Annotated in this window: 24 protein-coding genes and 1 pseudogene; 23 read left to right on the forward strand and 2 right to left on the reverse strand. The window is 40.3% G+C overall.

The window, feature by feature from the left end; all coding sequences use genetic code 11:
• The first annotated feature begins 145 nt into the window (after nt 1-145).
• Together MKY75_RS07615 and MKY75_RS07620 are read left to right on the forward strand one after the other, a co-directional pair.
• A complete protein-coding gene (locus MKY75_RS07615; RefSeq protein WP_238794812.1) occupies nt 146-727 on the forward strand; it encodes an RNA polymerase sigma factor in 582 nt (193 codons plus the stop codon).
• Complete coding sequence (locus MKY75_RS07620) at nt 684-2,381, forward strand: DUF4179 domain-containing protein (RefSeq protein WP_029516554.1); 1,698 nt, start codon at nt 684-686, stop codon at nt 2,379-2,381. Before MKY75_RS07615 ends, MKY75_RS07620 begins: the two co-directional genes overlap by 44 nt.
• A 185-nt stretch (nt 2,382-2,566) precedes the next feature.
• On the opposite strand, the gene infC is transcribed toward MKY75_RS07620, so the two are convergent.
• Nucleotides 2,567-3,079 carry a translation initiation factor IF-3 gene (infC, locus tag MKY75_RS07625; RefSeq protein WP_340884885.1) on the reverse strand — a complete coding sequence of 171 codons (513 nt, stop codon included), beginning with the start codon at nt 3,077-3,079 and terminating at the stop codon, nt 2,567-2,569.
• A 168-nt stretch (nt 3,080-3,247) separates the two neighbouring features.
• Here infC and MKY75_RS07630 point away from each other — a divergent pair, with 168 nt between their 5' ends.
• The 10 genes from MKY75_RS07630 to MKY75_RS07675 all read left to right on the forward strand — a co-directional run bounded on the left by MKY75_RS07630 (nt 3,248) and on the right by MKY75_RS07675 (nt 13,979).
• A complete protein-coding gene (locus tag MKY75_RS07630; protein ID WP_340884887.1) occupies nt 3,248-4,243 on the forward strand; it encodes an ABC transporter substrate-binding protein in 996 nt (331 codons plus the stop codon).
• Entirely contained in the window at nt 4,240-6,288 is a 2,049-nt protein-coding gene (locus MKY75_RS07635) for an iron ABC transporter permease (protein ID WP_307349105.1), read from the forward strand. Before MKY75_RS07630 ends, MKY75_RS07635 begins: the two co-directional genes overlap by 4 nt.
• Nucleotides 6,289-6,418: 130 nt before the next feature.
• Nucleotides 6,419-6,730 carry an ArsR/SmtB family transcription factor gene (locus MKY75_RS07640; RefSeq protein WP_023987858.1) on the forward strand — a complete coding sequence of 104 codons (312 nt, stop codon included), beginning with the start codon at nt 6,419-6,421 and terminating at the stop codon, nt 6,728-6,730.
• Nucleotides 6,731-6,806: 76 nt separating this feature from the next.
• Nucleotides 6,807-7,982: an MFS transporter gene (locus MKY75_RS07645; protein ID WP_340884889.1), complete on the forward strand. Its 1,176-nt coding sequence runs from the start codon at nt 6,807-6,809 to the stop codon at nt 7,980-7,982.
• A gap of 233 nt (nt 7,983-8,215) precedes the next feature.
• Nucleotides 8,216-8,749 carry a hypothetical protein gene (locus MKY75_RS07650; protein ID WP_318626801.1) on the forward strand — a complete coding sequence of 178 codons (534 nt, stop codon included), beginning with the start codon at nt 8,216-8,218 and terminating at the stop codon, nt 8,747-8,749.
• An 85-nt stretch (nt 8,750-8,834) separates the two neighbouring features.
• The gene (locus MKY75_RS07655) at nt 8,835-9,509 is read left to right on the forward strand and encodes a VOC family protein (RefSeq protein ID WP_340884892.1); all 675 of its coding nucleotides are present in this window, start codon (nt 8,835-8,837) and stop codon (nt 9,507-9,509) included.
• Between the two features lie 100 nt (nt 9,510-9,609).
• Nucleotides 9,610-10,065: a GNAT family N-acetyltransferase gene (locus MKY75_RS07660; protein WP_340884895.1), complete on the forward strand. Its 456-nt coding sequence runs from the start codon at nt 9,610-9,612 to the stop codon at nt 10,063-10,065.
• Nucleotides 10,066-10,288: 223 nt separating this feature from the next.
• Nucleotides 10,289-11,620 (forward strand): helix-turn-helix domain-containing protein, encoded by a 1,332-nt coding sequence (locus MKY75_RS07665; protein WP_340884897.1) that lies wholly within the window; start codon nt 10,289-10,291, stop codon nt 11,618-11,620.
• Nucleotides 11,621-12,047: 427 nt separating this feature from the next.
• Nucleotides 12,048-13,421, forward strand: a complete 1,374-nt coding sequence (locus tag MKY75_RS07670) for a helix-turn-helix domain-containing protein (RefSeq protein ID WP_340884898.1) — start codon at nt 12,048-12,050, stop codon at nt 13,419-13,421.
• A 162-nt stretch (nt 13,422-13,583) separates the two neighbouring features.
• A complete protein-coding gene (locus tag MKY75_RS07675) occupies nt 13,584-13,979 on the forward strand; it encodes a hypothetical protein (RefSeq protein ID WP_340884900.1) in 396 nt (131 codons plus the stop codon).
• Between the two features lie 139 nt (nt 13,980-14,118).
• On the opposite strand, the gene MKY75_RS07680 is transcribed toward MKY75_RS07675, so the two are convergent.
• On the reverse strand, nt 14,119-14,358 hold the full coding sequence (locus MKY75_RS07680) for a hypothetical protein (RefSeq protein WP_039269860.1): 240 nt from the start codon (nt 14,356-14,358) through the stop codon (nt 14,119-14,121).
• Nucleotides 14,359-14,758: 400 nt separating this feature from the next.
• On the opposite strand from MKY75_RS07680, the gene MKY75_RS07685 reads away from it, so the two are divergent.
• From MKY75_RS07685 to MKY75_RS07735, 11 genes and pseudogenes are all read left to right on the forward strand, one after another.
• Entirely contained in the window at nt 14,759-16,102 is a 1,344-nt protein-coding gene (locus MKY75_RS07685) for a WXG100 family type VII secretion target (protein WP_340884902.1), read from the forward strand.
• A complete protein-coding gene (locus tag MKY75_RS07690) occupies nt 16,102-16,590 on the forward strand; it encodes a hypothetical protein (protein WP_029516567.1) in 489 nt (162 codons plus the stop codon). The genes MKY75_RS07685 and MKY75_RS07690 overlap by 1 nt, the downstream gene beginning before the upstream one ends.
• A 717-nt stretch (nt 16,591-17,307) precedes the next feature.
• Nucleotides 17,308-18,087, forward strand: a complete 780-nt coding sequence (locus tag MKY75_RS07695; protein ID WP_230584964.1) for a hypothetical protein — start codon at nt 17,308-17,310, stop codon at nt 18,085-18,087.
• Between the two features lie 149 nt (nt 18,088-18,236).
• Entirely contained in the window at nt 18,237-18,401 is a 165-nt protein-coding gene (locus MKY75_RS07700) for a hypothetical protein (protein ID WP_340884904.1), read from the forward strand.
• A gap of 198 nt (nt 18,402-18,599) precedes the next feature.
• Entirely contained in the window at nt 18,600-19,772 is a 1,173-nt protein-coding gene (locus tag MKY75_RS07705) for a YncE family protein (RefSeq protein WP_340884907.1), read from the forward strand.
• Between the two features lie 18 nt (nt 19,773-19,790).
• Nucleotides 19,791-20,069 (forward strand): hypothetical protein, encoded by a 279-nt coding sequence (locus MKY75_RS07710; protein WP_029516574.1) that lies wholly within the window; start codon nt 19,791-19,793, stop codon nt 20,067-20,069.
• A gap of 200 nt (nt 20,070-20,269) precedes the next feature.
• Nucleotides 20,270-20,602 (forward strand): hypothetical protein, encoded by a 333-nt coding sequence (locus tag MKY75_RS07715; protein ID WP_209949842.1) that lies wholly within the window; start codon nt 20,270-20,272, stop codon nt 20,600-20,602.
• Nucleotides 20,603-20,780: 178 nt separating this feature from the next.
• Nucleotides 20,781-21,397, forward strand: a pseudogene (locus MKY75_RS07720) (recombinase family protein).
• A 539-nt stretch (nt 21,398-21,936) separates the two neighbouring features.
• On the forward strand, nt 21,937-23,352 hold the full coding sequence (locus MKY75_RS07725) for a tetratricopeptide repeat protein (protein WP_209949841.1): 1,416 nt from the start codon (nt 21,937-21,939) through the stop codon (nt 23,350-23,352).
• 549 nt (nt 23,353-23,901) lie between these two features.
• Nucleotides 23,902-24,501 (forward strand): C39 family peptidase, encoded by a 600-nt coding sequence (locus MKY75_RS07730; protein WP_340884909.1) that lies wholly within the window; start codon nt 23,902-23,904, stop codon nt 24,499-24,501.
• A gap of 25 nt (nt 24,502-24,526) precedes the next feature.
• A complete protein-coding gene (locus MKY75_RS07735) occupies nt 24,527-25,312 on the forward strand; it encodes an LPXTG cell wall anchor domain-containing protein (protein ID WP_230584968.1) in 786 nt (261 codons plus the stop codon).
• Nucleotides 25,313-25,315 lie beyond the last annotated feature (3 nt).

A 25,315-nucleotide genomic window follows, 5' to 3' on the forward strand; every position in this document is an offset into this window, starting at 1 on the left:
CATAGAGGAATGAGTCATATGTTCAGACCTCGAGGGCAACAAAAACTCAAGGTCTTTTTTATATGGATCGAGTGAGAGAAAAAATGCAGATTAGGAGTCTTAGAAGCAAGACAAACAAAAGCCAGACCTAAAAGGAGGGGAACGCGTGGAGCTGACAGACGATCATTCAATTATTGAAGCTGTACTAAAAGGCAATAAACAAGCGTACGCGGGCATTGTCCGGCGCTATCAGAATAAGCTTTACGGATTGTTCCGCAAGATGGGGTCTTCCGAAGCGGATGCTCAGGATCTGACTCAGGAGACACTACTTAAAGCCTATCGTAAACTGGGAGCGCATAACCCGACGCAGAGTTTTGCCGGTTGGATGTATACAATTGCTGTCAATTTGCAGAAGGACCGTGGACGCCGAAAAGATCCAAAGTCTCTGACACAGGAAGATACATATGAACGTGAAACACCTGAATCGAAGTTGCTGCAAAAGGAACTGCGTTTCGAATTGGATTGCTTGTTAGAGACGCTGCCCGAGCATTATCGACTTGTGTTGATTCTGCGCTACACCAACCAACTGAGTCACAAGGAGATCGCTGGTATTACTGGCATGTCGGTTCGGCAGGTTAACAACGCCGTCCACCGTGCTAAAATCAGTCTGCGCAAAACCGTAGAAGCCAAGGAGGGGCAACGTTATGAGAGTCTGGGATCGTACAACAACGAAAAAAGCCAATCTTGAAACAGAGGACGGCAAATCGACGATAGAAGACAGAAACTGGGAAATTTTGTTGTTTCACGAAAGGCTATCTAATGAGTTTACCGACCAGGTGATGCTGGCGCTGGAAGGAATCGAGATCGAACCAGCTGACAGAGCCGACGCGAGCGATCATGATGTATCCAGATACTCTCCGAGCGAGCAACCAGCGGAAACGGAGGCACAGATCTTGACGGGACCGACTGAATACAGGAATCGGCAACAGAACGCAGCCGCGTACGATGACACGTCCATCGTCGCCCAGGTGAAACATTACCGCGCTGCCAGACGCACTTCACAGTTTAAAGTATGGAGTTTGGTGGTCGCCGTCGTTGTATTTGTGGTTAGCACACTGCTGTATACGCAGCCGACTCTTGCAGATATGGTGAGGTCGCTGTTTGCGAAAGACAGCTATGTGGATAATGGCATGAAGAAGGTCCGTGAAGCAGGACTGGTACAGATTTCGGGTGCCAGTGCTAAAGATCAGGGTTACACTCTGAAAGTCAACGAACTTATCGCCGATTCGACTAGAATGATTATCGGAATCGAAGTTTTCGATGTTGAAGGAAATGCTGTAACCGGGGATTTTAGTATTCAAGATGTCGATTTCAGCCTCTTTGATAACCAGAGAGGTGATGTTGGCGCTGTTCCTTTTGAAGTAAGCACAGGGGGCAACGAGAATATTAGTAGGATTGAGTTCGACTTTATGCGGCCGGTACTGACCGACAAGCTGCAGCTTAGTGCACATATCCGTGAATTGAGGCTGTATGCGGACAAACTTAATGTGGAAGCTCCTATTAAAACGGTAAAAGGAGATTGGAGACTGGATGTGGAGGCAGATCTAACCAAAGCCAAAGCGCAAACGTTGCTGACTCCGATTGATAAAACGTATGAGACGCCAAGCGGCTTACGTATTCACATGCAGGGAGCTACCCGGACGCCGAGCGGCGGATCATTGGAATATACTACAGAGTTGACCCCAGAAGCCGCAGACCGAGCGCTGAACGGACAAAGCGGGTTCCACGAGCTTAAGTATCATCTGGAAGATGCACACGGGAAATGGCTTGGGGATAACAGAGACCCTGAATTCGGACGTCGATCTGGATTGGACCGTTGGAGTGGCAAGACGCACTGGTTCTACCAGTTTAATGATTTTGCCTATGATAAGCAGCAAATTCGATTCGTATTGGACGGCTATATAATTCGAGAGAGAAGCGAGGCGTCGGTCGTGCTCGACCCGGCTCAAACTTCAGCTGTGCATCCCGTTAAATTCGAAGACTCGGGTGATGCTTATCTGTTCAAGGGGCTCAAACTTCGTTCCAACAGTTCTAATTCGGGCAAAATGTATGCGACCATTCCGATAGGCGGTATCTTCAGTAGTCCTAACTTCACGCAAGACATTTGGGTTGCCGTTGACGAAAATAATAAGGAGTATTCGATGTTTTTTGGCGGAGGCTACACAACAGATCGTTCAGGTGTAATCGAGCTGCAGGAGGATGCCGGATATTTCGTTGATGGGCTAAATCAAATGCCGAAACAGCTCACGCTAAAACGAAAGGTCGTCAACCATTTGTACAAGGATGCCGATTGGTCGTTTGTCATACCGCAAACGGGAACGAACGGCGTCATCCTAAAATAAGCAAGCGGGTATGTATCGAGGTTGATGGATGAGAAGCGTTTTTGGTATGCTCCCTTGGTGCAAAGTAGCTATGACAAGAAAGAGCCTGAATCATACCCTGTAACCAAGGAATTTATAACAGAGGGCCGAATGGGCCCTCTGTTTCCTACGGTCTAAGTGACTGGTCCAATTTACTGATTCGCCATTCAGCGAGGGTTTAATTTCACTTGTGAGCCCTTGCCGCCCGTCTGGATTCCAGTATCCTTCACTCCGGCTTCCTTCAAATCCACTAGTAGCCGCTCTAGTACCGCTTTGGCGACAGGCGCTTCTTTTGCACCAGACGCTTTAACGACCAGCTGCACCGGTTTGCCGGAACGCAGATGTTTGTCTGCCTGACGCAGCTTCGTGTCGTAATCATGTTCCTCAATATGAGCAGTGAAGCGAAGCTCCTTGATCTTTTCTTTGCCGCTGTTTTTTGCGGCTCGGCCGACATTTTTGCTTGCTGCGGCTTCTTTTTGCGCCAGCGCTTTTCCGTTACCCTTCGCGACCAAGCTACAGGGCGGTGGACAGCTCATCAGTGAGGTGCAGACCAGGTCCACCCCTTTGGATCGGGCCATAGCCAAGGCTTCTGACTTGGATACAACGCCGAGCTTCTCCCCTGCGAGTCCAGTGAGTACCACTTCGTCAGCTTTAATTTGCTCGTTGATTAATACCGCCACGTAAATGAAGCCTCCCTTAAATAATGATAAAGCTATCATATACGGAACCTGTTTGCGATTCAATTTTAGATTTATCTGTATTGACAAAAGTCACTAAGCCCTATAATCTTTTACTGATAATGATTATCATTTTCCAATGCAATATACATACAGGGGTGATTGAGAGAAATGAAAAAGATGTTGAATAGCCTATTATTTTTTGTAGTTTTTACTATTGTATTGGCGGGCTGCGGTGCGGCTGGGGATAGCTCGAAGACGGAAGGTACTGCAGGGTCTGAGCAGACATCCACAACGGCTGGTCCGGTTACGGTTAAGGATGACCATGGGGAAGTCAAGCTGGACAAGCCAGCGGAACGTGTGGTTGTACTCGAATGGACGTTTACCGAGGACCTCATTGCACTTGGCGTACAGCCTGTCGGCAATGCGGACAATGAAAACTACAAGCTGTGGGTAACACCGGAGGCGAAGCTGGCTGATACCGTAACTGATATCGGTACACGGGGCGAACCGAATCTAGAAGCGATTGCGGCGCTCAAGCCGGATCTTATTATCTCTAACGCCGATAACAATGCAGCGATCTATGCACAGCTAAAGGGGATTGCACCAACGATAGAATTCGATCCTTACAAGGGGAACGGCTATGATTACGACCGTATGGTCGAGATTTTCAAGCAAGTCGCTGTGGCTACTGGAAAAACGGAACAGGCTGATAAGGTCCTAAGCGAACTTGACCAGCACTACGTAGAGGCAAAGGCTACATTAGAGAAAGCGGGCAAAGCAGACTTTCACTATGCGCTGACACAGGCCTTCACAGCTCAAAATGCTGCTAGTCTGCGAATGTTCAAGGAAAATTCGGTTGTAGTGGGAACGCTCGCGAAAATTGGCATGGTGAACGACTGGAAGTCGGACAAGACCGAGAAGTATGGGTTTAGCACCGTTGGCATTGAAGCTCTTCCAGCTGTGCAGGACAGCAATTTTATCTATATTACGCAAAAGACGGACGATGTATTTGGAGCCGCGATGAAGAACAACTCGGTATGGAACGGACTAAACTTTGTCAAAGAAAAACGGACCTACCCACTGGACGGCACAACATGGACGTTCGGCGGCCCAATCTCATCCAAAGTACTGGTTGATCAGGTAGTCGGAGCCCTGACGAAATGACCCGAACAGACACAACGGGTTTATCGAAGACTTGGCGTGTAGGAAGCATCTTTGGGGGCGGATTGATCGTCCTCATCGTGCTTTTTTTTGTAAGCTTGTGTTATGGAGAGGCTTCGATCCCGCTTCACACGGTAATTGAGGCGTTGACCCAGCGTCAGGATACGCTTGAACATAACATGGTGTGGGATCTCCGGATGCCACGTACGGTCATCGGAATCCTGGCTGGTGGTGCGCTTGCCATCGCTGGTGCTTTGCTTCAGGCCATCACCAAAAATCCGCTGGCGGCTTCTGATACACTAGGAATTAACGCTGGTGCCTACTTTGTGGTTGTCCTTGGCGCGGTGATGTTTCCCGGACTGCTGCATCAGGCGCCGTTTCTATTTGCCGCTGTCGGCGGCCTGCTGGCAGCGGTACTCGCTTACTTCATGGGCGGGGGACGAGCGGGAAGTCCGATTCGGTTGGCGCTTGCCGGCTTGATTGTATCCATGGTTCTCGGTTCGTTTACCGGAGCTTTGCATATCTTTTATTCATTTGAAACGCAGGGACTGTTTCTCTGGGGTTCTGGCTCGCTTGTGCAAAACGACTGGAGCGGGACGACTTACGCCTGGCCCTGGGTCGTAGGACTCTCGGTCATTGCCTTTCTGCTGTCAAGACAATTTGATGTCCTGGATCTGGATGAGTCCACATCCACGTCACTTGGACAAAAGGTTAGTTTGACCCGGGCGGTGGGTATTGTATTAGCTGTCCTGCTGTCGACCATTACAGTTAGCGTCATTGGACCTATTGGTTTTGTGGGTTTGGTAGCTCCACATTTGGTGCGCTTAAGCGGCCTAAAAATGCATCGCTGGGTGCTGCCTGGTTCCTTTCTGTGGGGAGCATTACTGTTGACAGGCGCTGACGTGCTGGCGAAGATGGTCCACCAATCAAGCATGGATCTGCCGACCGGAGCAATGATGGCCTTGATTGGGGCTCCTTGGTTAATTTGGTTGATTCTGTGGAAGATGAAGCTGCCTTCTGGGATTAATGGACAATCTTCAATGAACATAGGTGTGCGCTCTCGGAAATTACCCTATGGCAGGCTGGTCACATTGCTTGGGTGCGGTGCCGTGCTGTTGACCGTATTCAGCCTGATGTTTGGAGGGATGCGAATTCCGGTTGGCGATTTGCTATCTGGCCTATTTGGCGGTGAAAACGCAAATTCGGCCCTGCTGCAGTTTAGAATTCCGCGCACGCTGGTGGCAGCCGGGGCTGGTATCGCGCTTGCGGTCAGCGGTGTCTTGATCCAATTAGCCGTTCGTAATCCCTTAGCGGATGCCTCGATCATTGGTGTTTCTTCAGGGGCTGGCTTTGGCGCGCTTGCAGTGATTATCGTTTGGCCTGGGCTGCCTGTTTATATGCTGCCTATCGCGGCGATTGCCGGAGCGACGGTGTCGGCGGCGGTGATCTTCTTTTTATCATGGAACAAGCACCTAAACCCGTCTGTGGTCATCCTACTTGGGATTGCTGTATCAGCGATCGGAGCAGCTGGCATTCAGATACTGATTATCCAAGGTTCGCTTTGGGGCAGCACAGGCTATATTTGGCTGACGGGTAGTACCTACGCTCGAAACTGGGGGCAGGTGGCGACGATTTTGGCTTTTCTGCTCGTGTTGTTGCCAATAGCCTGGTGGCTAGCTCGCCGCTTCGATCTTTTGGTGTTTGACGACAGCAGCGCTATGGGACTGGGACTTCCGGTGCGCCGCACCCGGTTGCTGGCGATGGCAGTGGGGGTGCTGCTGGCGGGCGGAGCGGTAGCCTGTGTAGGTACAGTTGGCTTCATCGGGCTGATTGCTCCGCATATCGTGCGTACGTTGATTGGGCACCATGTACGTCGCTCTATCGTTCTGTCTAGCATCTTGGGAGCGGTAATGCTGGTGCTGGCTGATACGATTGGACGGACAGTGCTTGCGCCGACTGAAATTCCTTCCGGATTACTGATCGCACTGATCGGTGCACCGTATTTCCTGTACTTGATGTATCGCTCCAATAAGAGTAAGTCAGTGTAGTTGAATATGTACTTGAACAGGCTGTTTCCCAACGGATTTCCCGTGGGAAAGCAGCCTTTATTATTTATTTTTCTACGTAATCATTGGACTTTATATTTACAAATCTAATAAAATAGATATAATGTTTTATATGGAACCGTCATTGATTTATAAAGCATTGTCAAACGAAACTCGCCGTCTAATTATGCTGTGGTTAAAAAAACCAGAAGAGTTTTTTGATGAACAGGCTTATCTGAAGCAAGGGCTTAATTTTCAAATTGGTGTATGTGTGGGAGATATTCAGGCTAAAGCGGGACTTGCGCAGTCTGTGATTTCAAGTTATTTATTAACGATGCAAAAATCCGGTTTGTTAGAGTCTGAGCGTATTGGGAAGTGGACGTACTATCGTCGGAATGAAAAAACAATCCGGGAATTTGCCGAGTATGTTCAAAAGGAATTATAAATAGAAAGGAGGTTTTTTTTCACAATACATATCTACAAATCTATATATATAATTAAATTGGAGGCTTATACTTAAAATGAAAAAGGTTAACCCGTTACTTATTATCATTCTGGCTTTAGGCGTATTCGGTATTATTACAACGGAAATGGGAATTATAGGCGTTCTTCCTCAAGTAACTCAAAAATTCAATGTATCAGCTGCCCAGGCGGGTTGGCTCGTTAGTATATTTTCTTTCGTTGTTGCCCTTTCAGGTCCGTTTTTGACCTTACTCGTTTCCAGCATGAATCGTAAAGTCATTCTATTAACCGCTGTATTCAGTTTTGTCATCTCCAATATAGTCTACGCCTATACCACTCATTTTGAGGTCATGCTCATTTTTCGTGTTCTTCCCGCTATTTTTCATCCTGTCTTTTTTTCGGTCGCCCTCGTGACTGCAGCTCATCTGGTCCCCCCTGAAAAGAGTAGTAAAGCCGTCACCAAGGTTTTCGCTGGAATTACGGTAGGATTTGCGTTTGGCGTGCCTTTGACTTCCTATCTTGCTGAAAAGATATCGTTAGAAGCTGCCTTCTTATTTGGAGCTGTCGTAAGCATGATTGCATTTGTGGGAATACTCGTATGGCTTCCTTCCCTGCCAGTTCAGGAAAAGATGTCTTATGGCAAACAGCTTGGTATATTACGTAAACCTCAATTGTGGTTCAACATTGTGACTGTTATTTTTATCTTTGCAGCTATGTTTTCGGTGTATAGCTATTTTGCCGAATATCTTGGAGAAGTAACTCTGATGAACGGGTCATGGATCAGTATGATGTTGATGGTCTTTGGAATCGTCATGATTTTTGGAAATTTTTTATTCGGGGGATTATTACATAAAAATCTGACCAAGACCGTAATTATGTTCCCATTGCTATATATGGTCATTTACGTATTCACCTATGCTCTGGGTGCTTCTTTCCTACCGATGATTGTGGTTGTGCTCATTTGGGGGGCCGTGCATTCTGGGGGGCTTATTATTAGTCAAACATGGTTAACCACGGAAGCGAAAGAAGCTCCAGAGTTTGGTAACAGCCTGTTTGTCTCATTTTCTAATCTAGGTATTACGATAGGGGCTGCTACGGGCGGGTGGTTTATCTCTCACTTGGGAATACACCAGCTCATCTGGAGCGGGCTGATGTTTGCATTACTAGCTTTTTTATCCATTATCATAAAAATAAAAATATTCAATTCGAATGCAGCGGAAGCCAACGTGCGTTAAAATATGGAGAGACATTAGAAGAGTACTCTACAAGATGACCATAAAATGATGCATGGGGTGATGTTGATTGCATATCGTATGGACTTCGATCTTAATGACATTCGTAATCGTTAGCGGGATCTTGGCGTTGCTCATCTGGGGAGTGATATCCTTAATCAAGCGCTTTCGCTAAACGCAATGAGGAGTAGACATCTCTATGTGTTGAACTTATATTATCCAATTGGGAGGAATAGATGAATATTCGAATGTACCACGATCTGGAGGCTCAATTGGAAGAAGAGATTTGGGAGCTTGGAGAGGATGCAGCTCATACACTCCCATTAGATAGCAACTTGGCTGTGGAAAAAGCACAGAAGGCTTGGGATCTAATACCCGAGCCTAAGCATAAATGGGGCATCACAGGTGTAACCTTGCATCAATACGTTCAAATTCTCAATTATAACGGGCATACTCAGCGATCAGTAGAGCTTTTAAATGAGGAGATTTTAGATTTGGAAGGTACAGGGTACCGCATTATACATGCTGAACCTTATATTCAGATGGCGGAAACACTTCTTCATCAGAGCAAGCCTGTATTAGCTCATGAATATCTCCAGAAGGCATACTCGATTGGGAGGGCAAGAGCGTTTCGGGACCAGCCCGAGCTTTATCTCGAAATAGCAAAAAGTAAAGCTCTAGATGAACAGGATATACTACTTCAATTTGCGGCGTTAGATGTGAACGCCAAATTTTTAAGCGACTTAAAGGATAATAAACAAACATTGTAATGACCTCATATAGTCTGAGATAAAATGCTGATATGGATTAGACGGACAATGGGTTCCAAAATTATTTGTGGGGAGGACCAATGCATTGAAATTAAAAGAAGTGCTCTTAGCCACCCATAGTTTCGAAGCGATAAAAGCTTTTTACGGCTCTCTCTTGGATTTGCAGGTTGTGGAGAAAAGCTCTTCGCGGCTGTCGTTTCAAGTAGGGGAATCGGTTCTTGCTTTTCAGGAATCCTCCCATATGGAAAATGAGTTTTATCATATTGCGGTTACGATCCCAACGAATAAATTCATAGAAGCAAAACAGTGGGTAATCGACCGTGGAATTTCATTGATTTCAAGACCCCAAGAAGATGAGTTTTTTTTCGAAAACTGGAATGCAACAGCGCTTTACTTCTATGATCCGGATCATAACCTTGTCGAGTTCATCGCTCACCATACACTCGACAATGCAGTCACTGAAGCTTTCGGGCCCAACTCTCTACTTCATATAAGCGAGATCGGTCTTCCTGTCGATGATGTCCCTGAAGTATCTAGGATAATCACCGAAACGTTCCAACTTGATCCATGGGGAGGGGCTGGACAAAAGTTCGCGCCGCTAGGGAATGTAGAAGGATCATTTATAGTCATAGACAAGCAACGGCCTTGGTTTCCTGATGATAGGCTTCCGGCCGTATTTAATACCAGTGTCTTGTTTGAAGGTCCATACTCTGCCCGTCTTTCACTGCATAATGGTTTGTATGAATTGAGGTCAACCTGAGTTAAGGCTTCATCTCATCGCCATCACCCCCGGATTTCTGGAATAAAGCTTACGATAAGGGGGGAAATCCGGGGGCCATAATACATTCAGGAGAGAATATATGAATATTAGACTACTTAATTCAAATGAAAAATATCCAATAGAGCTTTTGTTACTAGCTGATCCTTCGCACCAACTTGTTGAGGAATACTTAAAAAGAGGGCAGTGTTTTGTAGCAGAGATTGACAATCATATTGTTGGAGTCTATGTTCTTTTACCTACAAGACCTGAAACAGTTGAGTTAGTGAATATAGCAGTATCAGAAGATATGCATGGTAAAGGAATAGGCAGACTATTAGTGACACATGCCATTGAAACAGCTAGGGCACAAGGTTATAAAACGATGGAAATGGGCACAGGAAACTCTAGCATTGGGCAGTTAGCCCTCTACCAAAAATGCGGGTTTAGAATTGTTGGTGTAGATCTAGATTTCTTTATCAGACATAACTATGTAGAAAAAATTTATGAGAATGGCATACAGTGTAGAGATATGATTCGTATGTCTCAGGATTTATAAAGCTTAATTTTCTTTACAAACCCTTCAAAGGTATCTTAAGTAAGGTTCTGAAAGGTATATGATATTGTACCAAAAGATGGTACAATGAATTGCGGAAAGGCTATACAATCATTGGATTGCAATAGTCCTTTTTTAATGAGTTGATATCCTACTAAGTTCCTGACAAGGGGTGGTTACTTTGTACAACACAACAACCACGATACTCACAGAGATAACAAAACATATGAAAGATCATGATTTAATCCTAAGTGATTTAGCTAGAGAAGCAGAAATGAATCCGGGCACCATGAGCAGTATTATTAATGGGAACCGCACACTTTCAGTCGATCAGTTAGATCGAATTACAAAAGCAATGGGGCTTCCCGTTGGCTATTACTACGAACGGTATGTGTCTGAGTATTTAACAGAGGCTAATCCGAATTGGCGTCGAATGAGTCCTTTTATACATAATTGTGCGAAATTAAATAAATTGGACTGTATACAAGAAGTTGTTAATTTATTGATGGATAAGTTAGGCTATTCAGAATCTTTATTTGAGCTTGCCGAAGAACTTTTTAGAGAAGGGCTTTACGAAGCGGCAACTATTCTATATGAGAATGTGGCTCTAAGTGAGAAAAAGCAATATTCAGAACGTCTGGCTATGTGTCAGTACCGTTTGTTCCATACAAGGCAAGGAGATAATCAAGAGAAAAACTATGAAGCAGCCGTTCAATTTGAAATATACGTTGATCGACTAGATGAGATAGAACAGTTAGATGCATTAAAAGATCTGGCGAATACATACCGTTCGTTACGAAAATGGGACAAAGTAGAATTATTCGCTAAAGCTTTGGGAGACAAGGCCAAAATTCAATATAACATGGAGCAACAACGGCATCCTTCCAAAAGAGAAAATGCAAAGAAACCAAGCTTTCCTCTGTTTGCTTATTGGGCTTTTTCTCATTTACTTCGTGCAGAAGTTTGTGAGGCCCATAAAGATTATGAGAAGGCACTTCAGCATACGTACACATATGGTGACTTAAGTTGGGTGAAAGAAACTGATGAAACTACTTTGAAGTGGAAAATGAGATATAAAGAATGGTCTAAAGCTAATACTTATGTAAATAAACTTCATGCTGGTGAAATTGCTGTTTTGGCTGATTATGTAACATTTTTTTCTTCAAGGAAAGAAGAGTTGCTTTCCGGATTAGATAACATACTTGAAGCTGCTAATCGATATCATCTAAATGTTGATCATATTCTAAATCAATTTCAAACGGAGATTTTAGCTTTGCTGGATAAACCTGAGTGTGTAGGTACGTACAATCAACAATTAGTTATAGAACGTTATGTTCATTTTGCAAATGAATTAGCGGTTTACTACTTTAACAAAAATAATTTTGCAGATGGATTTACTTTTTTGTTAAATTGTTTGGAAAAATCTACATTAATCAAAAATAAGTCGTATATAATTAAGTGTGTAAAGATGTATGAGTCCTATCAGGAGTGTGCAGCATCTGAGACGAAGATAGCATACAGAAATTTAATTAATGAGGTGGATAATAATGAAACGTGAAGTAATTCTATCTTTTTTAGTTACTAGTTTTATACTAGTAGTAGTAGTTCTCCCTCTTCAGTATCAAGACAAGGGGTCTATTTATGAGCCCACTGGACAACACGGAGGATTGTGAGAATAAAAAGGTCTCCAGTATAGGACACAGTATAACCTAAAAATATACTATTATTAAGTGGTTAGATGGAATGATCCGTCTAGCCTTTTTATTGCGTGTTTTGCTGTATATAAGCAAAATGAGGAAATCCTCTTTTGAGGAATATATGTAAAAAGTGCAAAAATGTAATGTGTGCTGCTGTAAACAACGAAGGGTATATGACTTTGTTCCAAAAGACAATGATGGGATAAAGTAATTTTTACTAACTGTTTCTCATTACATGGTTTAATTATGTATTATATGTCGAGTTTATGTTGAAAGGGTGGTTTATCTATGGAGATCACACCTACGATTAGAGCAGAAGTTCAAACCTATCTGATACGGAAAAGCTTAACCATGACCGAGTTTGGTCACATGATTGATTTGAATGTAGGGACAGTTAGTGGCATTGTGACGGGCAACCGATCAATTTCAGTTCACCAGCTAGATCGCATCACTATGGGAATGAATTTACCACCAGATTATTTTTATGAACGTTATATTGAAGAATGTATTGAGGAAGAACCGCTCAACTGGCGAAGAATCAGCCCTTTTTTGTACCGCTGCGTGGAGTTAGGGCGACTTGATTGCTTGCGAAGAGTTGTAGGTATGTTGCTAGATAATCCTGTTTATCTTCCTTCACTTTTTGAAGTAGCCGAGGATTCTTTTAAAAAAGGTTATACTGAAGCAGCGGCGTTCCTTTATGTAAATGTAGCAGAAGGGGAGAGATATCAGTATTCAGAACGATTAGCGGTTTGCCAGTATCGATTGTTTACGATTCGTATTGGAGACGATCAAGAGAAAGACTATGATGCAGCCATTCAATTTGAGCCTTACGTTGATCGGTTAGATGAGATAGATCAGTTAGAGGCATTAAAAGACTTGGCGAATACATATCGTTCGTTACGAAAATGGGATAAAGTAGAACTATTCGCTAAAGCTATGGGAGACAAGGCAAAAATTCAATACAAACTTGAACAACAGCGGCATCATGTAGATAGAGACAATTCGAAGAAACCCAATTTTCCTTTGTTTGCGTATTGGGCGTTCTCGCATTTACTTCGGGCAGAAGCATGTGAAGGAAGGAAAGACTATGAACAAGCGCTTCAGCACACTTATGCTTATTCCGATTTAAGTTGGGTTAATGCTACAGATGAAACTACTTTGAAATGGAAAAAAAAGTACGAAGACTGGGCAGTAGTAAATACGTACTTAAATAAGCTTCTTTCTGGCGATAAGAGCGTTCTTTCTGATTATGTAGCTTATATTTCTTCAAGAAAAGATGAGATTCTTCCCGCACTTGATATTATGATTGAGGCAGCTAACCGATACCATTTTGATGTAGATAATATATTAAAGCAATTCGAAGAAGAAATCATCTCCTTTCTGGAGCAGAAAAAAGTTGAAGGATTGTATACTCAACGATTCACAACGGAGCGATACACTCATTTCGCAAGGGAATTGGCGATCTATCTTTTGCGCAAGGGGAGGTTTTCAGAAGGCTTCGCATTTTTGTTTAGCTGTTTGGAAAAGTCTGCTGAATCTAATAATAGAATACAAGCAATCAGATGTATGAGGTTGTTTACACATTTTAAAGAACATGCATCTGCTCACACGAAGGAAGTCTATGGAAATCTGATTAAAGCGGTTAACGAAGATGAAGAGTAAGCTGATCCCACCATTCCAGTTTTATGTTAGTAGCCAGTGAAGGCACCTCCTATTGAGCATTGAGAGAATGGCTCGAATTACGGACCAACGGGTCACCACGTGGCAGTCTGAGAATAAAATGCTCTCAAGTTCAAAATCACAGCCATTAGAAGGAGTAAGAGGATGAAGATAGATAAAATAAATGATACCTACTATGCTGGATTTGAAGGAGAACCAGAAATAAGATTGATTTATACAAATTCAGATAAATGCTATGTATTGAAGATATGGAATGGATACTTTGATACATTAATGGATTGTTTGGTTCAACTAGAATCTGCACAAAGTAATATACTAAGTGATCACGAAGGCTGGTATGAGGAAAGTCCATGGGAAGTGGAAAATATTAGAGAGACCCTACAATTGTTTGATTCATTTGATATTAAATATTTGACCGAGGAAGAAGCGAAAAGTTTGACTAATATATTACCTGTACTTCCTGATCTTAAGAACGATATAATTATATTGTTACAAAAGGCCGTCAATGGAAACGGCAATGTGTTCATTGAGTATGATTAATATTTTATAAGCTTGCTCCTTAACATTAAAATGGGAGCAGGCTTTTTTGCATAGTTAGTCAATTAAATAAAGGGTCGATAAAGAAAAGGAGCTATTGCGATGGGTTGGCTCCTTTTGTTTTGGGATTATTCTGGGAAATCTACTTATTTCCTTTTATACATAAAAAAACGATTGTATACACCACTCCAGCAATGAGGCTTAATATAAACGAGATTGATAAAGTTCTGAAAATAAAAGTAGAAGTGGGTACTGTATAAAATTCAAACATACCGTTGATTGAAGAACTCATTGTTGTTGGCCCTTTAATAAAGGAATAATAAATTCCTACACAAAAACCGTAAGACAAATACTTAATTAGATTTTTTTCAAATTTACTCATTTACTAGCCTCCAATAATGTTTATGAAAAAGGAGAATTTTGTACTATGAAGCCATTCAAATTTATATAGGAAAGGCCTTTAAATATAGCGTCCTAGAATTATATAGTAAGGATGTTTATTGATATTATGTCAATTATATTGTTATAAATCAAGAAAAAGTAATAATGATATAATCAACATTAATCAATACTTGATCACTAGCCTATGGATAGAACAGCTAAAACTAACTTAGGCATCATCTAACAGTGATATACAATACTTTAGTCGTGATAATCTCTGTTTTACTTCAGTTCAAATGTCACATGATTTAAAAAGGAAATAACAGGATAGTAGATGGATTTCCCTAAATCGTCCCTTCTGATAATATTATTTCCATCAAAATTAAAGTGGGCGTGGTAGAATGGGGAGAATATTAGTTCCACCTGACAAACTGATGGAAGTGGCTGATCAGTTCTTACAAGGAAAGCATGAAATGGAACGTATGCTGAATTTTTTGAGTGGACGGATTGATTTTGTCCAACAAGGCTGGTCTGGAGCCACCCAAGAGAGATTTTTTCAGGAATTTCAGGTTTCTCGACAATCCATGAGTGTGACGCTTGAGCGATTATCTATGGTTGCACAAGAACTCATCTTTATTTCAAAAAGTTTTACACAGGTGGACGGGGAAAAAGTTGTACTGGATGTGCCGTGGCTTGACACCCCTGTTAAAACGGCATCCACAGGTGAAGGTTGGTTACATAAAATCTTTGAACAGATTGGACAAGCTGAGATCACCAAGTCTGAAGCTCAATTGGAAGCCAGCAAACTTCAAGGAGAAATCCTTTGGGATACTGCACAGGGAGCAAAAGGAGCTATTCAGGAGAATTTGACAGTGGGGATATGGCCTGATAAAGAACGGAATTATGATCATCCCATGGCAGCTAAAGTAGGAGAAATTCTCGGAAATGTAGCTACAACATTGCAAGGGGCAGGTGAGGTAGTAGCTGGAATAGGTGGAGAAGGATTATCAGTTGCTATTTCATCTACAGGTGTAGGGAGTATCATTGGGGTACCCGGATTAATTGGATCGGCAGCTTTGGCGGCGCATGGAGCTACAACTGCGATTAAAAGTGCAAAAGGAGCAGGGGAAAGCTCAGCAGAATTGTGGCAGATGGCGAAAGGAGAAGGTGGAGGCTCATCAAAATCCACTCCTTCTTCGGGAGCTAAGGCAGAAAAGGCACCGCATGTCGTCGAGGGAACCCACAATTACAATAGGGGTAGCATAATTAAGGAAGGAAATAAGACGAAATATACAAACCCTGCTGGCAATGAACTGACATGGGTTGATCAACATCCCAAAAATATTAACCGTGATATTGAAAACTTTATGAATAGCTCAGATGTAGGAAAGGCAACTGAAGCAAAAGTAGCTGGCTTTTTAAAAGAAGAACGTGAAGTCACTGGTTTTGGGCAAAAAATATTAAAGAAAGATGGTCAATTTGCAGGTGATTTAGATGTGGTTACAAAAAATGAATTAATTGAGGTAAAGGCTTCGATCAAAGCAGTTAAAGAAGGACAACTTGAGAAAATGACAATTACTACTGATAAGCTTTATTTTAATCCAGAACAGAAGAAAGTTATACTTTATATTGATAAGCCTTTGGGCAATCTATCTCAAAGTAATATAGAAAAATTAGATAATATCAAGAAGCTAGGAGTAACTGTTGTAAATTCCTTGGAGGAATTAAGAAAGGTGGTTAAGTGATGGGGAGTTCGGCTTTTATTTTAATAGAACGAGAAAAATATACACCTGAGAAATTACTAGGAGATGCAATCGTAGCTGCCTTTCATGCAGATGCTGGATTATATTTTGACAATGATAAAAAATATAAGAACGAACAGTTTTTTTCAACAACTCTAAATATATCTTATAACCCACTAGGTGCTGAAAATAACCAGCAGTTTATATTCTATATTGATGGAATTTATAATTACGAAATTAATTATGAGCATGATGAGGATATTAGTGGATTAGATTCAAGCTTGTCCTTGTATCAAGTAGGATGTATTGAAGATGTTTATGGTGTTGAAGAGCTGATTTTTCGATTTATATATGAATATCTCAAGCTAAATCCTACTGACTATTTTTGGATTCCTGATTACGATTGGGTCTACAGTTGGGAAGATATGCAGAAGTTCAGATCTCTGCCCTATGATCCAAACTGGTGCTATAAAAATCCTAAATCAATATAATTCACAACGATTAATGAATATCTATAAGCTTGCTCCTTTAACAATAAAATGGGAGCAAGCTTTTTTCATAGTAATTTATCTGATAAAGAAGATAATTTGCATGCACCTAAGAATTAAGAGGCGGGTTTAAACAGGAGAGTCTCCAATCAGGCTACTAACTTAGCGATATGGGTAAAGTATACGGAAGGTGCGTGAATGTTATGAAGTATGATACATTCTTAAAATTATGGGAAGAACAAAATAGTCTAATGAGACTATTGTTCTGTGAAAATAAAGTGTTAGACTGAAAAACAAAGCATTAGACCGTGAAAAATAAAGTTGTAGACTGGCAGCCGGCATTAGCCAACGGGCAGGATAACGCAACCATCAGATGGACTTATGGTTCTCATTTGATACAATTTATCCCAGAAGTATCTTCGAGGGTTAATGAAAAGCAGCGGTGATGAACTAATAGGAGACCAACACAAAAAAGTGGTAGTTTATGGATATGCAATAGTCTACTATAGGATCTTATTCTCGGTTCGTCTGAACCGATTGTAACGGAGATTCATGAAGTGCCTGGAGAGATGGAAATAAAAGTGTTGTCTGACAATGGACAGAGCGGGATTGGAAGAGCGGAAGTGAAGTGGCAAAGCCCGTAAGCGTAGGTCACAGCTCATAATACGAACGGAGAACTATAGCTTAACCAAGAAATTACTGGAAAATGCGGAGGGTAATTTGGATCGTAATTCGCTGGAATCGAGCGGAGATTCACTTCGCAGACAACTGGTGGCACTACGCGCCGAATGGAACTTGGTACTAAAAGGAGGGGCAGGACACATGCAAGAAGAACAGGAAATATTCGCGGGCGACGGATATAACAGGTCGTACGCAATGGCTACGGGTATGCCGATTTTGAATCTTAGGGGTAGCATACCGCGTGAAAGTAACGGCCAACTACCGTTTCCGTGGGTGACAACGGGCATCAGGATTGATAAAGAACAGATGTTGGAAACCGTTATGAAGCAAAAGACACTCGAGTATTTGTTTAATATGCAATTCAGTAAGGAGGAAATGACCGACCGCAATTTGGTTGTAGGCTGTTATGAATACAGGAATCCGAATGACAAGGAACAAATAATGCTATATGCGCTGGTTTCGTTGAAGGAATTTCTCGCGAGATACGGCGATGAACGGGCATTGGAGATTCTGATGCGAGTTGGCTGCACATACGAGAAGATTATGGAGGAATGTGATGAAGCCATTAAAGAACACTTTGCAGTGTTGCGCCGGTCACTTCATTTAAAGAATTTGAGGGACAAATATGATGTCGTTTACGAGTGGAGTGAAGAGGAAGGGGTAAAGACGTACATAATCAGATACACCAAATCGAGTTATACGAAGATTAAAGCTAAATCATTCGAAGAGTTGACCAAACTCTATGATGAGCAACGGAAGAAGGATGCAAAGAAGACGTTCGCGACTCTGGAGCCGTTAGAAGCATTCATGCAAGCATAAGAAAACCGCCCCTTTACGGGGTGGTTATTCAACATTTCATTGAACAAAGATTCGAGGAATATCCAGCGATAGAGAGGATTCTCGACAGTCGCATCGGAAAGTGCTGACCCGTACGCCAGATATGGTCGAATGGGGACTGATGGAAGACGTTGATCCAGCCGATTATTTCGGCAAAACCAATAGAGGTAGAACGATTTAAGGCGATTGGAAGCCTAACGATTCAGGGAGAATTTATCGCCTCGGTGTTTCTTACTGACGACAAGCCGATCGGCAGCACCGAAACGGTTGTAGATATATCGCATGAAATAATTTAGCACCACTTGTACAGTTGGTATGGAAGGCTTGGAAAACTCAGGGGATTGATGTTGACTATATAACGGCTGATCCTATTGTTACCCCAATGGAAATAGCTAAATCCGGTAATACTTCAATATAACTATAGCAACTAATAAACCTAATCACTCACAGGATATATATTTTTTCCTGTGGGTGATTTCACTAGGGGGGGCAATATGCTCTTTAAAAAAAGAAAAAGAATTATCTTTGCAACTTTATTTTTACTTGGATTAGTAGTTTCAACGTTTTGGTTTACTGCAACAAATCATTCATTGAAAAATATAACAAAATCCGAGACATTTACTGTTGTTTATTCAAATGCAATGGATGACGGTGCAGAAATTGTGAAATACAGTAATAAAGGCGAGATTTTAGACAAAAAAAACTTAGTTAATGCCCAGTCACTTTATTATTTTGCCAAAGTAAAGAATGACTATTATTTAATGTCTGAACGAAAAAATAGACATTACATACTTAATCAAAATGGAATTCTTCAACCATTTTTTGGACCTAATAAGTATGGAAAAGATAGGAATATCGGAACTTCATTTTTAAAAGAAAGCGACAATCATCTATTTTTCTCCATGAACGTGGGTATTAATCCGAGTTATTCTCCCACACAGTACACCAATGAATTGGTTTATTTCGATAAAAAAAATTTGAAATATAGAAATATTCTTTTGAATGGATATTTATTATCAACCGTTGAATACAATAATATGGCATACACTTTATATGTGAACAATAATGATAATTCTGTAGGTATTTATGTCATTGATTTAAAAACATCAAAGAAGATCAAACAATTCACTATAGAAAATCGTTTACATGGTTTAAAAGAATACTTTCCGGTAGGCCAAAATGGAGCATCACTACAAATATTTAAAGGCAAGCTTATTGTATTTCTTGATGGCAATACATCTGATACACAATTTCATCCTATAATGCAGATAATTGACCCTAAAAATGGTAAGTTGGAAAATGAAACATCTTTGTCAGATACTTCATTTTTGTTTTATGACAGCCAAATTTACAACGATAAATTATATATTCTCTCTGAAGACTTAAATTATACTATTTTCAATGACCTCAACAAAAAGCCTAAAAAGTTGAGATTAAAACAAAGCAATTCCGTCTCCGAAAAAATACAAAATGAGAAAGGAGTAATATCTGGAGTACAGTATTTTGCAGGATCTGTTTTTGTCCTATATGATTATGTCAAAAATTCTCCTGTTGATAGAATAAGGGAAATAAGAGAATATGACTTATTGACAGGCAAAGAATTACATGTCATTCCTCTAGCATTTAAATCAAACAAGGAAATGATTCGTTTTTTTCTGACTAATTAACTTTAAGGAGTGATTATTATGATTTACTGGTTATTTCCAAAACTTAATCCCCTCTTCCCTACTTTTATATTTTGCCCCATTCTGGCAATCTTGATCGGAGTATGTTTCGCCTATTTCAAAGGAAACATCTACTTAGGATTAATACTAGCCTTGCTACTGCCTCTTATATTTATTGCCACCAATTTAGAAACCATTGCAGTTAATATAGATGCTTGGCTTCTATATGGTTTTATCTACGCAATTATTACGTTTGTGGCTTATAAGATGGCGTTTTCACAGTTAGGAAAATCGAGTTGATTTTTTTACACTATTATCAATAGTCACCACGATCAAATTTTCGCACACTAACTTAGGTATAACAGGCGACGATGCATCTTTTGAGTTCAATCCAGTTTATTTGCTAATTGGAAATCATTCCGGAAATGATGGGTCTGGTTACCCGATTAAAATTTCTGGGAATGGATATGCAAATTAATTAATGAAGGGTTAGGGAAGAAGTGAAGGCTAAATTGAAATTTTTGGGGTTGGCTGCCCTTACTGTTACGTTTGCTGTAGTTATTGGTAATAATGTTTTTGCTAGTGACGATACTTCTGAAGAAATGAAGGGCGTTACAAAAGCAATAGTCCCTGACAGTGTATTAGAAGAACTTAATCATCCTGATAAAATTTATACTAAAGATGGGTTATTTATAAAAAAACCGCAATCTCTCCATGATGAAGATAAGTTCAGTCAAGATGAAGTAGTCTACGACGTTTCAAAGACTACTGATGAAACTAAAGCAATCATTCAATATGACGCTATTTACATCAAGGAAGAAGACAGTAAATAGATTTGTGTACTAAAGTATTTGAAAAGTTAAGTTGTATAATGGAATATCTAGGGCGACTTCGGTTGCCCTTTTTATTATGCTCAATTTAGCCAAGTCTTTTTCCAACACTTTGTCATATAGTATACATTTTGACATACTTTGCTAAATACAATTAATGACATAGTAGAGGATGATCCATATGAGTGAGATTAGACGCTATGGTTACATAAGAGTATCGAGTAAAGATCAGAATGAAGCTAGACAATTAGAATCGATGAAGGACTTAGGTATTATGGAACGTGATTACTTCATTGATAAGCAAAGTGGCAAGAATTTTGACAGACCACAATATCAAACATTAAAGAGCGTACTTAGACACGGAGACATTCTGTTCATTAAGGAACTTGACAGACTTGGACGGAATGCTAAAGAAATCAAACGTGAATGGCAAGATATAACGTATGAGATAGGTGCACACATTGTTATCCTTGTATGCCTATCCTTGACACTAGACAATATCAAAATGGTTTGGAAAAGGTTATATCTAGTATCGTGCTTGAATTACTCAGCTACATGGCAGAACGTGAACGTGAGAAGATAAACGGTAGACAATCTGAAGATATAGCAGCAGCCAAAAATAATGGTGTGGTATTTGGTCGGCCTAAAAAGGCAATAAGTGATGAGTTTATTACAGCATATGAGGAATGGAAGCAAGGTGGAATAACAGCAGTCGAAGCAATGAAGCGCGTAGAAATGAAGCCTAACACGTTCTATCGCAGGGTAAAGGAATATGAGCAACAGAAACAAGTAGGATAAATTGTTCATGTGTATGGAGCCTAGATGATTATGTCTAGGTTTCTTTGTTATGTCTGCTGATCAAATACTAGCAGGTACAATAAAAAGGACGGGGGGTATTTTACATCATAAACGTCTATTTAATTTCCAAAATTGCCCCTAACACATTCACTTTCACACTCAAGTTATTTTTTGACTCGATACCGTCCCTAATATCATTAAGGTTGCTTGTATGCCATACATCCAATCAAGGCTCAATTCATAGATTAAAACACAAGGGAATGCGAACCTGACTATTAATCTGGTACTTTGTATTGGATGAGTTGTGTTCTAATTTTTTAAATAAACTATACATCAACATAAAGACGATATCCTTAATCATGAAATCATACGTAACTATCCCAAAAGGTATCTTGAGTACTATATGAAAGGTATATGATTTTATACCAAAAGATGGTACAATCAAGATCGTTAGAGCATTTTACTACTTGTTTCACAACTACATAATAATTTTTACTATGCATCGTATTGTGAGTCTACATTGAAAGGGTGGTTTATCGATGAAAATTACACCCACGATTAGAGCAGAATTGGAACAATATCTTAAACAAGAAGGCTTAAACCTATCGGAATTTGGACAAATTACAGGGATGAATAGGGGAATAATAAGTAGCATTGTAACAGGTAATAAATCTATGTCTATTAACCAGCTCGATCGTATTACTGAAGCTATGGGCTTACCAGAGGGTCACTTTTATGAATTGTTTATAGAAAATTACATCATTGATCATCCTCCAAATATGAGGCGAATCGAGCCGTTTTTGTATCGCTGTGCGGAGTTGGACAAGTTGGATGCGATCCGTCGAGTAGTGGGAGCCATCATGGACAATCTACTCTATTCACCCAAGCTATTTGAAATAGCGGAAGAATTGTTGTCGCAGGGACGACTAGAAGCGGCATTGATACTTTATGAGGGGGTAGCTGAAGCGGAGAGATATCAACATTCTGAACGCCTGGCAATCTGCCAATATCGTATTTTTAAAATTCAGATTAATGACGATCAAAATCAAAATGTTGGGGCGGCAGCCGTATTTGAAGCTTTTGTCGAAAGACTAGATGAAATAGACCAGCTTGACGCATTGAAGGATTTGGCTAACGTGTACAGATCATTGCGTAAATGGGATAAGGTTGATGAGATGGCGAGGAAAATGAGAGCTAAAGCCGAAATACAATGTACACTGAACCATCAACAGAACAGCCGAGAACAGATCGAATCTAGCGACAAGCTAAGTCGTCCCTTGTTTGTGTACATTGCTTATGCAGACTTGCTCTGTGCTAATGCATGTGAAGAGCAGGGTAATTATGAGCAGGCATTACACTATACATATGCCTACTCCAATTTAGATTGGGTTAGAGAGACCGATGAGGATACCCAGCACTGGATTGGCTTGTTTAAACATTGGTCACAAGCTAACATACTTGCATATAGGCTTTTATCTGGTGATGTGAGTGTGCTTCATGAATATCTAAACTTTATTGATGACTCATCAGATACGATTCAAGAAGATAGGGTAACTCAACTACTTAACATAATGACGGCGGCTAACCGTTATGAGCTTGATTTAAACGATATACTTAAACGATTTGAAACAGAGATTGCGTCTTTATCTCAGCGACCATCATCAGATGATATGTATACCCAGCAAGTAATACCGGAATACTCTGCACTTTGTGGATATGAATTGGCTTATTATTATTTAGATCATGGGATGCACAATGATGGCTTTAATCATTTGTTTTGTGCAATGGTAAAAGCGCATATACTAAATAATGAGACATATTTTATAAATTGTATGGGGTTGTTTGTGCGTTTCAAAGCCCATGCGGTATCTGAAACCAAAACAGAGTTTTACAATCTCATTGAAAAGGTGTGGTTAAACAATGTTGAAAAAAGTGGTAATGTTGATCGTTGTTAGTAGCTTTTTGTTCACCTTAGCTGTACCTATTTATCTGGATAGTCATGATGGAGGATTTCAAGTCTTTGCAACACATGGAGGAGCTTAAATACGAATTGATTTGAAAATTCGTTAAAACTGCACCCCTGAAATAGGTTTAATTACGGAACCCAATAGGCCAACGCAGGGGAACCTCAAAAATTCTATTATTAAATAATGTTCTATTCCAAGACCTACAACTAAAGTAGGTCTTCTTTATGATTTGTTAAAACTTTTTTTGTGAACTAATCCATTATTAACCAAGACGAGGGTTTGAAGAAGGAGGTGCATTATGAAAAGGGACGACGGTTTACGTCAAAGGATGGGATACCTTCAACGTTGTGCGTAATTAAGGAAGTAGCAGGATACTGTTTTATTAAAATTGTTGATATTTTAACACTTACAGGAAAATGATTAATATAGTGCCGACTTACTATTTTTGCAATAATGTTGAATGAAATGTTATATTATTGTATTTTCTGTATTATTATTATATTGTATTCCAAATAAGAAAAAAGAAAGTTTCATTACATGAAAAAAATAAAAATGACAGAATTTGTGCTTATGGGGGTATTAGCACTTAGTGCTATCGCTCCATTAACATCAGCCCAAGAGATCAATTCAGACAAAATCACACCTAGTTACATAGATTACAAATCTCTTCCTGTGCCTTCGCATAAACAAGAGAAATCTAATTGGTGCTGGGCTGCTACTTCACAGATGGCTATAGAACATTTAGGTGGAAATAAAACTCAATCTCAAATCGTAAAATATATTAAAGGTAGCCTCGTAAATAAGGGAGGCACGGATAAGGAAGTAAAAAGCGCGTTAGCATATGGGGGGTTGAACTCTACAATTGATAAAGAGCCGATACCCTTTGGAACTATTATCTCTCAAATAAAAAGAAATCAACCGCAATTAGCACATATCGTGTGGAAGGACGACTCTGATCTTGGACATATGTATCTAATAAATGGATATTCCGATAATACAAATTTAGGATTTCAAAAAGTATATTACAAAGACCCTGCCGTTGGTGAGAAGATGGATAAAATAGATTACTATGATGGATTTGTTAATAATAGAGATTTTAGTTGGTACAGCACTATAAACGAAATTTATGTTAATTAAAACGAGACTAAGGAGGACTGATAAAATGTATAAAAAAATAATTGGTATTGCGTTTTCTTGTATCTTATTGTTACCTATAACCGTCTTAGCGGCAAATGAGGTTCCGAAAGAAGTTGAGCAATCTATTGAAAAGGATTTGGGGAATTTCAAAGATGATATTAGAAAGAATACAGGATTTAAAATAACAACTACTAAAGAAGCGGAAAATTTAACTCTTGATGAAGGTTTTAAGGTTTACACTGTTAATTCTAAAGCTGTTAGATCAGGGAATACAGATAGAGCTAATGACATTTTAAAATCTAAAGGGTACTTATTTTCCATAAAAAGTGGACAACAAAATAATGGTATTGTTTTTTCAGAAGATGGGAAAAGAATACGATCAGCTTATAGTGATCTTGAGTTTCCGAGTCAATTCGAAGAAGCAAAGAAATTGATTGGCTACGATGAAAGCAGCAAACTGATATATGATGATCGACTGGCTACGGTTGCTCTAATTTCTGATATAGATGGGAAGGAAGTTGTGGTTCCTCTTAGAGAGAGCGTATACATGGAATTTAAGCCATTGAAAGTATACAATTTACAGGAGTTTGTAGAGTTTCTATCTGCCAATGAGAAGGCTCGGCAAGAAGCTTCTGAAAAAAATGATTCAGATGAACTGATCTCTGGGGGGAGTCCATCTAATCTAAACTCGACTACTTCGCAGCTCATTACAAGCAAAATCAGCACAGAAAAAGTGTCACTATTTTCTATTGCAGGGTTAGCAATTATTGGTGGCATTTTTTTCGTAATTAAAAGAAGAAAAAAGTTATAGATT

It is taken from the genome of Paenibacillus sp. FSL L8-0663 (assembly GCF_038008125.1).
GTDB classification, from domain to species: domain Bacteria; phylum Bacillota; class Bacilli; order Paenibacillales; family Paenibacillaceae; genus Paenibacillus; species Paenibacillus polymyxa_D.

Bases quoted from the DNA above. Each gene is read 5' to 3' on its own strand.
- MKY75_RS07725 (WP_209949841.1), top strand. From the start codon at position 21,937: ATGAAAATTACACCCACGATTAGAGCAGAATTGGAACAATATCTTAAA.
- MKY75_RS07675 (WP_340884900.1), top strand. From the start codon at position 13,584: ATGAAGATAGATAAAATAAATGATACCTACTATGCTGGATTTGAAGGA.
- MKY75_RS07735 (WP_230584968.1), top strand. From the start codon at position 24,527: ATGTATAAAAAAATAATTGGTATTGCGTTTTCTTGTATCTTATTGTTA.
- MKY75_RS07620 (WP_029516554.1), top strand. From the start codon at position 684: ATGAGAGTCTGGGATCGTACAACAACGAAAAAAGCCAATCTTGAAACA.
- MKY75_RS07710 (WP_029516574.1), top strand. From the start codon at position 19,791: ATGATTTACTGGTTATTTCCAAAACTTAATCCCCTCTTCCCTACTTTT.
- MKY75_RS07665 (WP_340884897.1), top strand. From the start codon at position 10,289: ATGAAAGATCATGATTTAATCCTAAGTGATTTAGCTAGAGAAGCAGAA.
- MKY75_RS07730 (WP_340884909.1), top strand. From the start codon at position 23,902: ATGAAAAAAATAAAAATGACAGAATTTGTGCTTATGGGGGTATTAGCA.
- MKY75_RS07640 (WP_023987858.1), top strand. From the start codon at position 6,419: ATGGAACCGTCATTGATTTATAAAGCATTGTCAAACGAAACTCGCCGT.
- MKY75_RS07650 (WP_318626801.1), top strand. From the start codon at position 8,216: ATGAATATTCGAATGTACCACGATCTGGAGGCTCAATTGGAAGAAGAG.
- MKY75_RS07635 (WP_307349105.1), top strand. From the start codon at position 4,240: ATGACCCGAACAGACACAACGGGTTTATCGAAGACTTGGCGTGTAGGA.
- MKY75_RS07630 (WP_340884887.1), top strand. From the start codon at position 3,248: ATGAAAAAGATGTTGAATAGCCTATTATTTTTTGTAGTTTTTACTATT.
- MKY75_RS07645 (WP_340884889.1), top strand. From the start codon at position 6,807: ATGAAAAAGGTTAACCCGTTACTTATTATCATTCTGGCTTTAGGCGTA.
- MKY75_RS07680 (WP_039269860.1), bottom strand. From the start codon at position 14,358: ATGAGTAAATTTGAAAAAAATCTAATTAAGTATTTGTCTTACGGTTTT.
- MKY75_RS07660 (WP_340884895.1), top strand. From the start codon at position 9,610: ATGAATATTAGACTACTTAATTCAAATGAAAAATATCCAATAGAGCTT.
- MKY75_RS07670 (WP_340884898.1), top strand. From the start codon at position 12,048: ATGGAGATCACACCTACGATTAGAGCAGAAGTTCAAACCTATCTGATA.
- MKY75_RS07705 (WP_340884907.1), top strand. From the start codon at position 18,600: ATGCTCTTTAAAAAAAGAAAAAGAATTATCTTTGCAACTTTATTTTTA.
- MKY75_RS07685 (WP_340884902.1), top strand. From the start codon at position 14,759: ATGGGGAGAATATTAGTTCCACCTGACAAACTGATGGAAGTGGCTGAT.
- MKY75_RS07690 (WP_029516567.1), top strand. From the start codon at position 16,102: ATGGGGAGTTCGGCTTTTATTTTAATAGAACGAGAAAAATATACACCT.